Origin of the sequence: Bacillus tuaregi, from assembly GCF_900104575.1 — a bacterium.
Lineage (GTDB): Bacteria > Bacillota > Bacilli > Bacillales > Cytobacillaceae > Bacillus_BD > Bacillus_BD tuaregi.
The window spans coordinates 2,764,085-2,778,704 of the sequence record NZ_LT629731.1 but is presented as its reverse complement, the minus strand read 5'-3'; the positions used below and the strand labels follow the sequence as shown (position 1 = coordinate 2,778,704).

Annotated in this window: 16 protein-coding genes; all 16 read left to right on the top strand. The window is 38.7% G+C overall.

Going from position 1 to position 14,620, the window contains the following annotated elements:
- The first annotated feature begins 44 nt into the window (after positions 1-44).
- The 16 genes from rpsP (at position 45) to trmFO (ending at position 14,595) form a co-directional block, all read left to right on the top strand.
- A complete protein-coding gene (rpsP, locus tag BQ5321_RS15620) occupies positions 45-317 on the top strand; it encodes a 30S ribosomal protein S16 (RefSeq protein ID WP_071395362.1) in 273 nt (90 codons plus the stop codon).
- A 12-nt stretch (positions 318-329) separates the two neighbouring features.
- On the top strand, positions 330-563 hold the full coding sequence (locus BQ5321_RS15615) for a KH domain-containing protein (protein ID WP_071396941.1): 234 nt from the start codon (positions 330-332) through the stop codon (positions 561-563).
- Positions 564-755: 192 nt separating this feature from the next.
- The gene (locus tag BQ5321_RS15610; RefSeq protein WP_071395361.1) at positions 756-1,139 is read left to right on the top strand and encodes a YlqD family protein; all 384 of its coding nucleotides are present in this window, start codon (positions 756-758) and stop codon (positions 1,137-1,139) included.
- 14 nt (positions 1,140-1,153) lie between these two features.
- On the top strand, positions 1,154-1,669 hold the full coding sequence (gene rimM, locus BQ5321_RS15605) for a ribosome maturation factor RimM (protein ID WP_071395360.1): 516 nt from the start codon (positions 1,154-1,156) through the stop codon (positions 1,667-1,669).
- A complete protein-coding gene (gene trmD / locus BQ5321_RS15600) occupies positions 1,666-2,418 on the top strand; it encodes a tRNA (guanosine(37)-N1)-methyltransferase TrmD (RefSeq protein ID WP_071395359.1) in 753 nt (250 codons plus the stop codon). The genes rimM and trmD overlap by 4 nt, the downstream gene beginning before the upstream one ends.
- 187 nt (positions 2,419-2,605) lie before the next feature.
- Positions 2,606-2,950, top strand: a complete 345-nt coding sequence (gene rplS / locus BQ5321_RS15595) for a 50S ribosomal protein L19 (RefSeq protein ID WP_071395358.1) — start codon at positions 2,606-2,608, stop codon at positions 2,948-2,950.
- 227 nt (positions 2,951-3,177) lie between these two features.
- A complete protein-coding gene (gene lepB, locus BQ5321_RS15590) occupies positions 3,178-3,729 on the top strand; it encodes a signal peptidase I (protein ID WP_071395357.1) in 552 nt (183 codons plus the stop codon).
- Between the two features lie 17 nt (positions 3,730-3,746).
- A complete protein-coding gene (ylqF, locus tag BQ5321_RS15585) occupies positions 3,747-4,622 on the top strand; it encodes a ribosome biogenesis GTPase YlqF (RefSeq protein ID WP_071395356.1) in 876 nt (291 codons plus the stop codon).
- Positions 4,623-4,727: 105 nt separating this feature from the next.
- Positions 4,728-5,507 carry a ribonuclease HII gene (locus BQ5321_RS15580; protein WP_071395355.1) on the top strand — a complete coding sequence of 260 codons (780 nt, stop codon included), beginning with the start codon at positions 4,728-4,730 and terminating at the stop codon, positions 5,505-5,507.
- 4 nt (positions 5,508-5,511) lie between these two features.
- The gene (locus tag BQ5321_RS15575) at positions 5,512-6,837 is read left to right on the top strand and encodes a hypothetical protein (RefSeq protein WP_071395354.1); all 1,326 of its coding nucleotides are present in this window, start codon (positions 5,512-5,514) and stop codon (positions 6,835-6,837) included.
- Positions 6,834-7,112: an EscU/YscU/HrcU family type III secretion system export apparatus switch protein gene (locus tag BQ5321_RS15570; RefSeq protein WP_071395353.1), complete on the top strand. Its 279-nt coding sequence runs from the start codon at positions 6,834-6,836 to the stop codon at positions 7,110-7,112. The genes BQ5321_RS15575 and BQ5321_RS15570 overlap by 4 nt, the downstream gene beginning before the upstream one ends.
- A 317-nt stretch (positions 7,113-7,429) precedes the next feature.
- Complete coding sequence (gene sucC / locus BQ5321_RS15565) at positions 7,430-8,590, top strand: ADP-forming succinate--CoA ligase subunit beta (protein ID WP_071395352.1); 1,161 nt, start codon at positions 7,430-7,432, stop codon at positions 8,588-8,590.
- Between the two features lie 17 nt (positions 8,591-8,607).
- The gene (gene sucD, locus BQ5321_RS15560) at positions 8,608-9,510 is read left to right on the top strand and encodes a succinate--CoA ligase subunit alpha (protein WP_071395351.1); all 903 of its coding nucleotides are present in this window, start codon (positions 8,608-8,610) and stop codon (positions 9,508-9,510) included.
- A 118-nt stretch (positions 9,511-9,628) separates the two neighbouring features.
- Positions 9,629-10,486: a DNA-processing protein DprA gene (gene dprA, locus BQ5321_RS15555; RefSeq protein WP_071395350.1), complete on the top strand. Its 858-nt coding sequence runs from the start codon at positions 9,629-9,631 to the stop codon at positions 10,484-10,486.
- 459 nt (positions 10,487-10,945) lie between these two features.
- Entirely contained in the window at positions 10,946-13,024 is a 2,079-nt protein-coding gene (topA, locus tag BQ5321_RS15550; protein ID WP_071395349.1) for a type I DNA topoisomerase, read from the top strand.
- Positions 13,025-13,287: 263 nt separating this feature from the next.
- The gene (gene trmFO, locus BQ5321_RS15545; protein WP_071395348.1) at positions 13,288-14,595 is read left to right on the top strand and encodes an FADH(2)-oxidizing methylenetetrahydrofolate--tRNA-(uracil(54)-C(5))-methyltransferase TrmFO; all 1,308 of its coding nucleotides are present in this window, start codon (positions 13,288-13,290) and stop codon (positions 14,593-14,595) included.
- Positions 14,596-14,620: the final 25 nt, after the last annotated feature.

Sequence of the window (14,620 nt, the reverse complement as noted above, 5' to 3'; positions counted from 1 at the left end):
TAACATATTATCTTGTGTGAAACTATTCGGAGGTGCTTATTAAAATGGCAGTAAAAATTCGTTTAAAGCGTATGGGAGCAAAAAAATCTCCTTTCTATCGTATTGTTGTAGCAGATTCTCGTTCTCCTCGTGATGGACGTTCTATTGAAACAGTAGGAACTTACAATCCGGTTACTCAACCGGCACAGATTAACATTGACGAGGAACTTGCATTAAAATGGTTACAAAACGGTGCAAAACCATCTGATACAGTACGTAACCTATTCTCACAGCAAGGTATTATGGAAAAATTCCATAATATCAAAAACGCTAAGTAATTCTTCTGTATGATGAAGGAACTTATCGAAGCAATTGTAAAACCCCTTGTTGACTATCCGGAAGATGTTCAAGTAAATGTTCATGAAGAGGATAATCGAATCACCTATCAGCTTTCCGTCAATAAAAAGGATATGGGAAAAGTGATTGGGAAGCAGGGACGGGTTGCAAAAGCAATACGAACGGTCGTATATGCAGCAGCAACAAATACCCAGCAAAAAAAGGCTTTTTTAGAAATCAAAGAGTAACATCCCTGATGATTCTCGTTATGGAAAGCCTAGATTCATCGATAAGACAGAAAAAGCGCAAGTGCCAATAAGGCTCCTGCGCTTTTTTTTAACATCATTTAGTTTTACATCTACATATTATTTCAAAGTCAAAAATCTGTGTGCTTTCGCTTATCTTGTATCATAATAGGAGTATGAGAGGAGGGCGCTTAGATGAAGCTTGTACAGACCGTGAACGTAAAGCAGATTTTAACCGAGAAAAGTAAAGCAGAGCTGGAAAAGAAGTATCATATGAATTTAGTTCAGCTGCAAAAGGAATGTGATCAGCTCCGTTTTGAGCAAAAGAAGCTAGAAAAGAAAAAATTCCAGCAGTCAGAGTTAAAAAATCAATTTGATAAAGAAATTCAAAGTAGACTTGAAAAAGTACAACTGATAGAGTTTCAATTAGAACAATTACATATGCTACCATTGGGAAGCGAATTAAAGGAAACAGAAGTTCAAGGGCTAGTAGACGTCAATAAAGGTGATTGCTGGAGTGAACTGTTACACAGGAAAACCATTGTGGTTAAGGATGACATTGTGATTGAAATACGTTAGAGGTGAGGATTCTAATGGAGAAGTGGTTTAATGTCGGAAAAGTTGTGAATACACACGGAATTAAAGGTGAGGTTCGTGTGATTTCCAAAACAGATTTCGCGGATGAGCGATATAAAAAAGGAAATTCTTTATTTCTATTTAAACAGGGTCAGAGTGAACCAATTGAATTAATTGTCAAAACTCATCGTACCCATAAAAACTTTGATCTGCTTTCCTTTGAGGGATATGATGATATTAATCAGATTGAATTGTTTAAGGACGGGTTGTTGAAGGTTCCTGAAAGTCAGCTTGGAGCACTGGATGAGGATGAGTATTATTTTCATGAAATCATTGGCTGCACGGTATTGACAGCTGATGGTACTGAAATTGGAAAAGTAACGGAAATCCTAACACCAGGGGCAAATGATGTTTGGGTTGTGAAGGGTAAGGGTAAGGAGAACTTAATCCCTTATATTGAGGAAGTTGTCAAAGAAATTGACGTTGAGGAGAAAAAGATTATTATCTCCCCGCTCGAGGGACTTTTGTCATGATGAAAATTGATGTATTGACACTGTTTCCTGAAATGTTTCCTGGCGTACTCGGGACCTCTATTTTAAAACGGGCAGAAGACATAAAGGCAGTTTCCTATCGGATTGTAAATTTTCGTGATTATGCTGATAACAAGCATCATACAGTGGATGATTATCCATATGGTGGGGGAGCCGGAATGGTGTTGAAACCACAGCCGATTTTTGATGCGGTAGCGGATTTAACAGTAAAATCAGAAGTAGAGAAACCACGTGTTGTTTTGCTTTGTCCACAGGGAGCACGCTATAATCAAAAAAAGGCTGAGGAGCTAGCGCAGGCTGACCATTTAATTTTTATTTGCGGGCATTATGAAGGCTATGATGAAAGAATTAGAGAGCATGTGGTGACAGATGAAATTTCGATTGGTGATTTTGTTCTGACAGGTGGAGAATTGGGAGCGATGGTGATTATTGACAGCGTTGTACGACTTTTGCCTGATGTCTTAGGAAACCAACAGTCTCATATCAAGGATTCCTTCAGTACAGGTCTCTTGGAGCATCCACATTACACTCGTCCTGCTGAATTTAGGGATATGAAGGTCCCGGATGTACTGCTGTCCGGGAATCACCGTTTAATAGACGAATGGCGGGCCAAGGAATCATTAAAAAGAACGTTTTTACGGCGTCCTGATTTGCTGGAGGATTTTGAATTAGATGATAAGCAAAAAAAATGGCTTCAGGAGTTAATCCAGAAGCAAGAAAGAAATAAGTAGTAATCATTTCAGGTTAAGTTAATTTTATTATCTGAAAAACATCATGACTATTGAACTCATGTCTATTATATGCTATTATATTTTTTGTGGCTTAGACCAATGGTTATAAGTCTTATAACGATGTTCCGCTGCAGTTTAGATAATCTATTTATTATGCAAGAGCATCTGTTGGAAGGAGTTGAAAACGATGCATAAATTAATCGAAGAAATCACAAAAGAACAACTTCGTTCAGATCTTCCTTCATTCCGTCCTGGTGACACAGTACGTGTACACGTTAAGGTTGTTGAGGGAACTCGTGAGCGTATTCAGGTATATGAAGGTGTTGTGATTAAGCGTCGTGGTGGTGGAATCAGCGAAACTTTTACAGTTCGTAAGATTTCTTACGGAGTAGGCGTTGAGCGTACTTTCCCTGTTCATACACCAAAAATTGCGAAGCTTGAAGTGATTCGTCGCGGTAAAGTCCGTCGTGCGAAACTTTATTATCTACGTAACCTACGTGGTAAAAAAGCTCGTATTAAAGAAATTCGATAATAGAGCGTTAAAAAGGAGCTTGGTAACAGGCTCCTTTTTATTGATTCTAGCTGATTTTTTTTATTTTTATCTGAAACTATTGTAAAATATATAGAAGAAGGTATGAAACAGTCCTATTTTTATGAAAGCAATAGAAAATTCCAATAAACCTAGTTCTGCTATTGTACATATGATTCATCCGACTACGACTGTTTCATAAATATACCCAAGAATGGCGGGGGATTTCGTTGGCAAAGAAAAAGAATGAATTATGGGAATGGATTAAGGCATTAGTTATTGCCGTATTATTAGCAGCAGTTATCCGATACTTTTTATTTGCTCCAATTGTCGTTGATGGTCTTTCCATGATGCCGACGTTACATGACCAAGACCGAATGATCGTCAGTAAGTTCAGCTATAAAATTGGTGCGCCTGAGCGTTTTGACATCATTGTATTCCATGCGCCTGAGGAAAAGGATTACATAAAACGAGTGATTGGTCTTCCGGGGGATACAATCGAGTATAAAGACGATACGCTGTACATAAATGGAAAGCGATATAAAGAGCCGTATCTAGATGAGTATAAAAAGCAAGTAATTGATGGTCCGTTGACGGAACCATTTACATTAGAAGAAAAAATTGGCCAGTCAACCGTACCAGAAGGTGAATTATTTGTGATGGGTGATAATCGCCGTTTTAGTAAAGACAGTCGTCATATCGGGACCGTGCCAATGGAAAAAGTATTAGGAAAAACAAGTGTGATTTATTGGCCGTTAGAGGATGTACGTTTTATTAAGTAAACAGGAGGTTTTGTAAGTTGACAATCCAATGGTTTCCTGGGCATATGGCTAAGGCTAGAAGACAGGTAACAGAAAAGTTAAAGCTAATAGATATTATTTTTGAATTGGTGGATGCCCGCATTCCCTTGTCTTCACGTAATCCCATGATTGATGAAATCATTCAGCATAAGCCTAGGCTTGTACTGTTAAATAAAGCAGATATGGCGGATAAGGCTGTTACGAAAGAATGGGTGGAGTACTTCAAGAAACAGGGAATAAAGGCGTTAGCCATAAACTCCCAAGCTGGTACAGGAATGAAAGAAATCGTGTCAGCAGCCCAGGAGATATTAAAGGATAAGTTTGACAGGTTGAAAGCGAAGGGGGTTAAACCTCGAGCTATAAGAGCGATGATTGTTGGAATTCCTAATGTTGGAAAGTCCACCTTAATTAACCGCTTAGCAAAGAAAAATATCGCCAAAACGGGAAATACTCCGGGCGTTACAAAGGCCCAGCAATGGATTAAAGTAGGAAAAGAACTCGAATTATTGGATACTCCGGGAATTCTTTGGCCAAAATTCGAAGATCCAGAGGTCGGATTGAAGCTTGCACTAACGGGAGCGATTAAGGATGCAATCTTAAATTTACAGGATGTGGCAATTTATGCGATTCGCTTTCTTGAGGGGAATTATCCAACCCGTTTTAAGGAACGTTTTCATATCGATGAATTTCCAGAAGATATCGTTCAATTTTTTGATATGATTGGTAAACAACGAGGCTGTTTAATGGGAAAAGGCGAGGTTGACTACGATAAAGTAACCGAGCTCATTATCCGAGAAATCCGGACTGAAAAAATGGGAGCAATATCGTTTGAAAAACCCGTAATAGCTGCTTCTGAGTCGAATACAGATGCGTAATTTACTTGAACTAAACAAAAAAATCAAGACGATTTCATTCAGAGAGCGTCTTGATTTTTTGTTTTTTAACCGATAAAAATAATAGTAAAGAAATAATAGGGGTAGATGAAATTGAAATGGACAATAAAGGAAATAGAAAAGAAGCTGGTCGCGATAAAGGATGAACAGGATGATTTTTTTCGACAGCTCCAGCAGGATGAAAGAAAAGGAGTTCAAACCCTTATAAATAAATGGCATCGCGAGCAGAGGATGCGGAAGCTGCAGCACGAGAGATTTCTGGAAATGACCGTATATGAAAAGAAATATAGAAAAGCAGGCTATCAATTGATTGCGGGGATTGATGAAGTTGGACGAGGTCCACTAGCGGGTCCGGTTGTGGCTGCCGCTGTTATCCTACCTGGAGACTTTTATCTGCCAGGTATTGACGATTCCAAAAAACTAACTGAGCAAAAACGAGAGCATTTGTATCAAGAAATAAAAGCTAAAGCTATAGCCATTGGTCTTGGTATTATTGATAATAATGAAATTGACCACATAAATATTTTTGCTGCCACAAAAAAAGCAATGATGTCCGCTATCTCACAATTAGAGCCAAAACCTGAATTTCTTTTAATTGATGCAATGAAACTAGATACACCATACCCGCAGGAGTCAATTATTAAAGGCGATGGATTAAGTATTTCCATTGCAGCAGCATCGATTGTGGCAAAGGTAACACGAGATCGCATGTTAAAGGAGTATGACCTGCAATATCCAAACTACGGCTTTGCTAACCACGCAGGCTATGGGACAAAAGAGCATTTGGAATCCATTCAAGCCAATGGAATTACACCCATCCATCGTAAGAGCTTCGCTCCTATAAAGGAATACATATCTCGAGGGTAACAGTATGAATATAATCAGCAATTTAATATCAGGACTGAATCAAAATGGAGCATTATCTGATTTAAAAACAGCTTCGTTTCAGCCAGGTCAAATAGTGAATGGCAAAATAATCAAATTGTTTCCGAATGGAATGGCCTCGCTTCAGATTGGTTCGCAAAAGATTGTCGCTCAATTGGAAGCAGCCTTAGTAGCCCATCAGAGTTATTGGTTTCAGGTTCAGCCTGGAGATGGAAAAGTAAGGTTGAAGGTGTTAACAGCTTCCACTAAGCATGGGAGTGCTCCCATCGACCCCTTACCTCTGCTACTAAAGGAACTCCAAATTCCAGCAGATAGAGAGCATCTTGAATTGACTCGTTATTTTCTTAAGGAGCAGCTACCGTTTGATAAAGATATGATAGAGCAGGCGATCGCTTGGATTAAAGAGGTGGATTCAAACAAATCTGGCTTCGAAGCGATTAAACAGATGGTCTTAAGGGAGCTACCGATGACAAAATCAACCTTTCAGGCACTATTGGCCGCTAACGATACAGTATCTCTGACAGAGGGGCTGGAAGAATTAGACGGGATTCTTGGGCAATCTAAGTCAAAAGTAGCTCAGCCATTGAAGTGGATGATTGAGCATTTATTGCAATCTAATCATGAGCGGAATTCTTTCTCTTCCGTACAAAAAACTGAGGGGATCGAAAAGGATGTCCAGCCATCAATGCTTGCGGAAAAAATGAAGGAGCTCATGCAGCAGATTGGTTATACACATGAATATGAAATTGGCAGGCTGGTACATGGAAAAGCTGATGAGACCTCTTTACAAAATACGTTAAAAGGACTGCTATTGAATTTTATCCAGGAGGATGTAACCGAGGTTGGTAAGAATCTTGCTGAGAGAATGCTCCATAAAATTACGGGTCTTCAGCTTCTTGCCCAGGATGTTAAAGTAATGGAACAATTTGCGCTCCAAATACCCTTTCCACTTGGGCACAAAACAATTGATTTAACGATGCAGTGGAGCGGAAGAAAAAATAAGAAGGGGCAAATGGACCCGGCATACTGCCGAGTGCTTTTTTACTTGGAACTTCAACAGCTTAAGGAAACAATGATAGATATGCAGGTACAGAATCGAATCATTACATTGACCGTTGTTAATGAACATCCCCATCTAAAGCAACTAGCGATACCTTATATCAATATACTAACGGAGAATTTGCAGGCATTCCGCTTTACTCTGTCAGCTGTCAGCTTTGTAAGGCCGTCAGAGCAAAATATAAAACAGTTAAAAGCATCATCATTATATACAGGTCAAAGTTCTTATTCAGGAGTGGATGTACGAATATGACGAATCAGTTTGAGAAAAGAAAAGAAGCGGTTGTCCTTTCCTATGAGGAGCATCAATCAGATGCTCCAAGGATTGTCGCTAAAGGAAAGGGACTGACAGCCGACAAAATTCTAGCAGAAGCCAAAAAACATCAAATTCCAATACAGGAGGATCCTTCTTTAGTAGAGTTATTAGGAAAGTTAAATATAAATGATAAGATTCCTGATGAGCTTTATCAGGCAGTTGCAGAGGTATTTGCCTTCATCTATCAGTTAGATTCGAAGGTGAATAAATAAAACTAATGGTATATTGAAATATATAGATAGTATCGTAGTATTTTATTTATAACTATAGAATATTTATATATAAAATAATATTTTTTCTATTTCACTATAGTTTAAGAGAATTGAAAACGGTTACAACGCTAAAAGTGTCCGAATATTTAAAAAAAAGTAAATTTTTGATTCATTATTGTAGACAAGTTCCGTTACCTTAATATAAAATGTATGAAAGCGCAGTATATTTTTATTTTATTCAATAGTGAAAAACTATTGGAAAAGGAAGTAGCTGTTTTATACAGATGCTTTCTACTAGTTTGATAGGAGGATGGGAAATGAATATTCATGAGTACCAAGGAAAAGAAATCCTCAGAATGTATGGGGTAGAGGTTCCAAATGGTAAAGTTGCATTTACTGTCGAAGAAGCAGTGGAAGCAGCGAAGCAACTTGGATCCGATGTTTGTGTCGTGAAAGCGCAGATTCACGCAGGTGGAAGAGGAAAAGCTGGCGGTGTAAAAGTCGCAAAAAATTTGGATGAGGTTCGTACATACGCAACTGAAATTCTGGGTAAAACACTTATCACGCATCAAACAGGTCCAGAAGGCAAGGAAGTCAAACGCTTACTTATCGAAGAGGGCTGTGACATTAAGAAAGAGTACTATGTTGGTCTTGTATTAGACCGCGCGACTTCAAGAGTGACCTTAATGGCCTCTGAAGAAGGTGGAACTGAGATTGAAGAAGTGGCAGAAAAGACTCCAGAGAAAATCTTTAAAGAAGAAATTGATCCGGTGTTGGGATTAATGCCATATCAAGCACGCAGAATCGCCTTTAATATTAATATTCCGCATAATCTAATCAACCAGGCTGTAAAGTTTATGATGGGACTTTACAATGCTTATGTTGAAAAGGATTGCTCAATTGCTGAAATCAACCCGCTTGTTGTAACAGGTGATGGAAAAGTAATGGCACTTGATGCAAAATTAAACTTTGATTCAAATTCACTATATAGACAAAAAGATGTTCTTGAATACCGTGACCTTGAAGAGGAAGACCCAAAAGAGATCGAAGCATCTAAATATGATTTAAGCTATGTTTCTCTAGATGGGAACATAGGCTGCATGGTAAACGGAGCTGGACTTGCCATGTCAACAATGGATATTATTAAACATTATGGCGGAGATCCGGCAAACTTCCTTGATGTTGGGGGCGGTGCCACAGCTGAAAAGGTAACAGAAGCTTTCAAAATTATCCTTTCTGATCCAAATGTTAAAGGTATTTTTGTTAATATCTTTGGTGGAATCATGAAGTGTGATGTTATTGCAACGGGTGTTGTCGAAGCTGCGAAGCAATTAGGTCTTGAAGTGCCGCTTGTTGTACGTTTAGAAGGTACAAACGTAGATCTTGGTAAACAAATTTTACGTGAATCAGGTCTTAATATTGTTCCTGCTGAGTCAATGGCTGACGGAGCACAAAAAATCGTTACACTAGTGAAGTAATAGAAAGGAGAATAGACGTGAGCGTATTTATTAATAAAGATACAAAAGTAATTGTTCAAGGGATTACAGGATCCACTGCCCTTTTTCATACAAAACAAATGTTAGAATATGGTACTAAAATTGTTGGAGGTACGTCACCAGGTAAGGGTGGACAAGAGGTTGAAGGCGTACCCGTGTTTAACACAGTGAAAGATGCTGTAGATGCTACAGGTGCAACTGCATCAGTTATTTATGTTCCTGCTGCTTTTGCTGCCGATGCTATTATTGAAGCAGTAGACGCTGAGATTGAGCTCGCTATTTGTATTACTGAGCATATTCCAGTACTGGATATGGTAAAAGTGAAACGTTATATGGAAGGCAAGAAAACCCGCTTAGTCGGACCTAACTGCCCGGGAGTGATTACAGCTGATGAATGTAAAATTGGTATCATGCCAGGATACATTCACAAAAAAGGCCACGTTGGTGTTGTATCCCGATCTGGAACATTAACATATGAAGCGGTTCATCAATTAACACAGGCTGGTATTGGCCAAACAACGGCTGTGGGAATTGGCGGAGACCCTGTTAACGGTACAAACTTCATCGATGTTCTTAAAGCATTCAATGAGGACCCAGAAACCGAAGCAGTGATCATGATTGGTGAAATCGGTGGAACAGCTGAAGAAGAAGCTGCAGAATGGGTAAAAGCTAATATGACAAAGCCGGTTGTTGGCTTTATTGGTGGTCGTACAGCACCTCCAGGAAAACGTATGGGTCATGCAGGAGCGATTATTTCAGGCGGTAAAGGTACGGCAGATGAAAAAATTCGTGTGATGAATGAATGTGGCATCAAAGTGGCCGACACCCCTTCTGTAATGGGAGAAACGTTAATTACTGTTTTAAAGGAAAAGGGTCTTTACGAAAAATGTAAAACACATTAATAAGGTAATTGTAGGACTAAGTCCCCCGAAAATGGGGGGCTTTTTCCCGTTTCCATTAGTTTAGAAGGTGCAACTGACCTTTTATAGAATTAAATACTTAGATAAGAGGAGGATTATTATGAATTTCAAACAAAGACTGATTCATCTCCACCATTGCAGAGGGGCGAGTTGGGATAGTATTTTTACAATTCTTAAAAAAGACCCCCAGTTAAACTCCCTCTATGATTCCCATCCTAAGAGCCTGCTCTGCGCGCTAAAAACCGCTCCTTCCATCCTTCATGACTTAAAATTAGAGAATGCTATCGACAGGATTCACTCTTATGAGCAGTTGCAGATTAATATTTTGACTATTTTTGATGATGAATATCCTATGCTGTTAAAAGAAACGTATAAGCCTCCCTGGGTCCTTTATGTAAAAGGTGATATAGACCTATTAAATTCGAAAAGGAAACGGCTTGCTGTCGTTGGCTCTAGACAGGCAACAGCATTTGGGAAAAAGTCTATCGAGTTATTATTTCCAGAGTTAATAAAACAGGACACGGTCATAGTAAGCGGTCTTGCTGCCGGAATAGACGCAGAAGCACATCAAACTGCTATTCGTCTTGGCGGTAAGACAATTGGTGTTATTGCAGGTGGATTCGAATATATATATCCTAAGCAGAATGAAAGGCTTGCACAGGAAATGATGCAGACACATTTGGTGATATCTGAATATCCTCCACATACCCCTCCTCAAAAATGGCATTTTCCGATGAGAAATCGTATTATTGCAGGAATCAGTCAGGGAACCCTTGTTGTCGAAGCAAAAAAAAGGAGTGGTTCATTGATTACAGCAGATTACGCACTGCAAGAAGGAAGGGATGTATTTGCTATTCCCGGACATATTCTTACTCCGTATTCATTTGGAACGAATCACCTTATTCAACAAGGTGCCAAACTTGTTATCACAGCGCAGGATATTTTAGAAGAGTTATAAGTTAGAGTATGTATATAATTTTTAGCTATTAATATAATGAAGAAAAATAACTGTTTTTGTTTCGTTTTCCCCAACTTTTTGTGAAATATTCAATAAAAAGGTTGAAATTATTTTTAATCTGTTATACATTTTGCAACATAAGTTATGTCATTACTGAATTTCTAAAAATGTATTATAATGAAGTAAATCATCTAGTTAAAGATTACGAAAAAGGTCGGAAAATATCCGTGTAAATGGATGATAAATGTACAAATGGAATAGACTTTTAATACTTATTTTTATAGCCTAAAACCATGGTCATTTTGAAAATAGTCATATAAAAGATGAAATATTGCAAATAATTTAACGGCTTTTGTTGACAGACGAGATGAATTTGGACAATAATAATGAATATTTTAAGTTTACAGCTATAAGGATAGAAATAGTGCGGATATAATCCCTCTTGAGGAGGATTTTGGAATGTCAGAGTTTCTTGTAATCGTTGAATCACCTGCAAAGGCTAAGACGATTGAGAAGTATTTAGGGAAGAAATATAAAGTAAAAGCATCGATGGGACATATTAGGGATTTACCTAAGAGTCAAATGGGTATTGATTATGAAAAACAGTTTGAACCGAAATATATTACGATTCGAGGTAAAGGTCCTATTTTGAAGGATTTAAAAACAGCTGCAAAAAAGGCAAAGAAAGTATATCTTGCAGCTGACCCTGATCGCGAAGGGGAAGCCATTGCTTGGCATTTAGCGAATAGTTTAAACGTAGACGTAAACTCTGATTGTCGAGTTGTTTTTAATGAAATAACAAAAGATGCTATAAAAGAGTCGTTTAAGCATCCTCGTCCAATTAATATGGATTTAGTGGATGCACAGCAGGCGAGAAGAATCCTAGACCGACTAGTAGGATATAACATTAGCCCATTATTATGGAAAAAGGTAAAAAAGGGTTTGAGTGCTGGTAGAGTTCAATCGGTCGCTGTTCGTTTGATTATTGATAGAGAAAAAGAGATTAAAGCATTTATCCCTGAAGAATATTGGACAATCAATGGTGAGTTTTTAAAAGGGACTGAGAGCTTCGAGGCATCGTTTTACGGGATAGATAAGAAGAAAGTAGAGCTAGGCTCTGAGTCAGATGTAGAAGCAGTCTTAAAGCAAATGGATGGTAACCGGTTCACTGTCGAAAATGTGACGAAAAAAGAACGTCGCCGAAATCCGGCTGCCCCTTTTACGACTTCTTCATTACAGCAGGAAGCAGCAAGAAAGCTGAATTTCAGAGCTAGAAAGACGATGATGCTTGCGCAGCAGCTTTATGAAGGTATAGATATTGGAAGTGAAGGTACAATTGGTCTTATTACATATATGAGAACAGATTCTACCCGTATCTCTGATATAGCAAAGGGAGAAGCTGCACAATATATCGAAACCACCTATGGTAAGAACTATTTGCAGGAAGAACAGCGTAAGGAAAAGAAAAATGCAAACGCACAGGATGCCCATGAAGCTATTCGCCCGACAAGTGCTTTACGTGAACCGAGTAGCCTAAAGGAATTCCTTTCTCGGGATCAATTGCGACTGTATAAATTAATTTGGGAACGATTTGTAGCAAGTCAAATGTCTGCTGCTGTCATGGATACAATGAGTGTTGATTTAAAGAATGGTCCTGTCATATTCAGAGCAACGGGTTCAAAAATCAAGTTTCCTGGCTTTATGAAGGTTTATGTAGAAGGAACGGATGATAATGCCGAGGAGAAAAAAGACCGCTTACTTCCTGATTTGCGTGAAGGTGACGTGGTCTTGAAGAAGGATATCGATCCTAAGCAGCATTTTACACAGCCACCTCCGCGATATACAGAAGCAAGGCTGGTAAGAACTCTTGAAGAGCTTGGAATCGGGCGTCCCTCAACATTTGCACCGACATTAGATACCATTCAAAAGAGAGGCTACGTTGCCCTAGAAAATAAACGCTTTATTCCGACTGAACTCGGAGAGATTGTGACAGAATTAATGTTTGATTTCTTCCCGGAAATACTTAATGTGGAATTTACGGCTAAAATGGAACAAGATTTGGATAACATTGAAGAGGGTCAAATAAACTGGGTAAAAATCATTGATGATTTTTACCAAGGGTTTGAGAAGAAGCTTAAAATAGCTGAGAAAGAAATGGAACATGTAGAAATTAAAGATGAGCCTGCCGGTGAAGATTGTGAGCAATGTGGAAATCCGATGGTATTTAAAATGGGTCGCTATGGAAAATTCATGGCATGTAGCAATTTTCCTGACTGTCGAAATACAAAGGCTATTGTAAAGGAAATAGGTGTCAAGTGTCCGAAATGTAATGAAGGTAATATAATTGAAAGAAAAAGTAAGAAAAAACGGATATTCTATGGTTGTGATCGCTTTCCAGAATGTGATTTTCTTTCTTGGGATAAGCCATTACCTCGCAAATGTCCTAAATGTGAAGCGCTCCTAGTAGAAAAGAAGCTTAAAAAGGGTATACAGGTACAATGCGTGGAATGTGATTATAAAGAAGAGCCGCAAAGTTAAGGGTGAGTAAAATACTCACTCTTTTCCTATGTGACAAATGAAAATTGATTAATTGCTGTTATTTTGACAAAATTATATAAAAATCGACATAAATCATCACTTGAAACTTTATTCTCTTGCAGATTTTGTGTAAAATGCAGAGTGAATGTAAATAAAAAGACTATAAGCGAATTGGATAAGTTTTTTACTTGAAGAAATAAATTCTCAGCTTTGTTGAGTGATTGTGATGAAAGGTTTATGTTCTTTACTTTAGGAGGTTTAGTATGTCAGATAAATTTGTAAATGTAATTGGTGCGGGGCTTGCAGGAAGTGAAGCAGCCTGGCAATTAGCGATAAGGGGGATTTCAGTCCGATTATATGAAATGAGACCTGTTAAACAAACCCCGGCACATCATACAGATAAATTCGCTGAGCTTGTCTGTAGTAATTCCTTAAGAGCCAATAATTTAACGAATGCAGTAGGTGTATTAAAGGAGGAAATGCGTCAGCTTGATTCAGTGATCATACGATCTGCCGACGAATGCGCTGTACCAGCTGGAGGTGCGTTAGCCGTTGATCGCCATGAATTTGCGGGGCATGTTACGGATAGTGTAAAAAACCATCCAAATGTGACGGTTATGAACGAAGAGGTAACGGAGATACCTGAGGGAGTGACCATTATTGCGACTGGTCCATTAACAAGTTCAGCACTTGCTGAAAAACTGAAGACAATGACTGGAGAGGATTATTTATATTTTTATGATGCTGCCGCACCAATCGTTGAAAAAGATAGTATTGACATGAACAAGGTATACTTAAAATCCCGTTACGATAAAGGCGAAGCTGCTTATTTAAACTGTCCGATGACAGAGGAAGAATTCGATCGCTTCTATAATGCTTTAATTACGGCAGAAACAGCACCTTTGAAGGAGTTTGAAAAGGAGGTTTTCTTTGAAGGGTGTATGCCAATTGAAGTGATGGCTAAAAGAGGGAGAAAAACGATGTTATTCGGTCCTATGAAGCCAGTTGGACTTGAGGACCCGAAAACAGGGAAAAGACCTTATGCTGTTGTTCAATTGCGCCAGGATGACGCCGCTGGAACACTATATAATATTGTTGGCTTTCAGACGCATTTGAAGTGGGGAGCACAGAAAGAAGTGCTGCAATTAATCCCCGGTCTTGAACAAGCGGAGATTGTACGCTACGGTGTCATGCATCGAAATACCTTTATTAATTCACCAAAAGTGTTAAAGTCAACCTATCAATTTAAACTCCGTGAAGATTTGTTTTTTGCTGGTCAAATGACAGGAGTGGAAGGGTATGTTGAATCGGCAGCAAGTGGATTGGTTGCCGGAATAAACGCTGCAAGACTAGTAAATGGGCAAGAGACAGTGTCTTTTCCTGTGGAAACAGCAATTGGTAGTATGGCACATTATATTACAACGACTAATGCGAAGAACTTCCAGCCGATGAATGCTAATTTTGGCTTGTTTCCTGAACTTCCAGTGAGAATCAAAGGGAAGCAGGAAAGAAATGAACAACATGCAAAGCGTGCGTTGGAAACAATTCAGAACTTTAAGAACAGTTTGTGAATTAATTGCTGAGGCTGCTATAATA

Excerpts from the sequence above, each read along its gene's own strand:
- BQ5321_RS15615 (WP_071396941.1), top strand. The coding sequence starts at position 330 with ATGAAGGAACTTATCGAAGCAATTGTAAAACCCCTTGTTGACTATCCG.
- BQ5321_RS15610 (WP_071395361.1), top strand. The coding sequence starts at position 756 with ATGAAGCTTGTACAGACCGTGAACGTAAAGCAGATTTTAACCGAGAAA.
- dprA (WP_071395350.1), top strand. The coding sequence starts at position 9,629 with ATGAATTTCAAACAAAGACTGATTCATCTCCACCATTGCAGAGGGGCG.
- rplS (WP_071395358.1), top strand. The coding sequence starts at position 2,606 with ATGCATAAATTAATCGAAGAAATCACAAAAGAACAACTTCGTTCAGAT.
- rimM (WP_071395360.1), top strand. The coding sequence starts at position 1,154 with ATGGAGAAGTGGTTTAATGTCGGAAAAGTTGTGAATACACACGGAATT.
- BQ5321_RS15575 (WP_071395354.1), top strand. The coding sequence starts at position 5,512 with ATGAATATAATCAGCAATTTAATATCAGGACTGAATCAAAATGGAGCA.
- BQ5321_RS15570 (WP_071395353.1), top strand. The coding sequence starts at position 6,834 with ATGACGAATCAGTTTGAGAAAAGAAAAGAAGCGGTTGTCCTTTCCTAT.
- sucC (WP_071395352.1), top strand. The coding sequence starts at position 7,430 with ATGAATATTCATGAGTACCAAGGAAAAGAAATCCTCAGAATGTATGGG.
- topA (WP_071395349.1), top strand. The coding sequence starts at position 10,946 with ATGTCAGAGTTTCTTGTAATCGTTGAATCACCTGCAAAGGCTAAGACG.
- trmFO (WP_071395348.1), top strand. The coding sequence starts at position 13,288 with ATGTCAGATAAATTTGTAAATGTAATTGGTGCGGGGCTTGCAGGAAGT.
- trmD (WP_071395359.1), top strand. The coding sequence starts at position 1,666 with ATGATGAAAATTGATGTATTGACACTGTTTCCTGAAATGTTTCCTGGC.
- rpsP (WP_071395362.1), top strand. The coding sequence starts at position 45 with ATGGCAGTAAAAATTCGTTTAAAGCGTATGGGAGCAAAAAAATCTCCT.
- BQ5321_RS15580 (WP_071395355.1), top strand. The coding sequence starts at position 4,728 with ATGAAATTGAAATGGACAATAAAGGAAATAGAAAAGAAGCTGGTCGCG.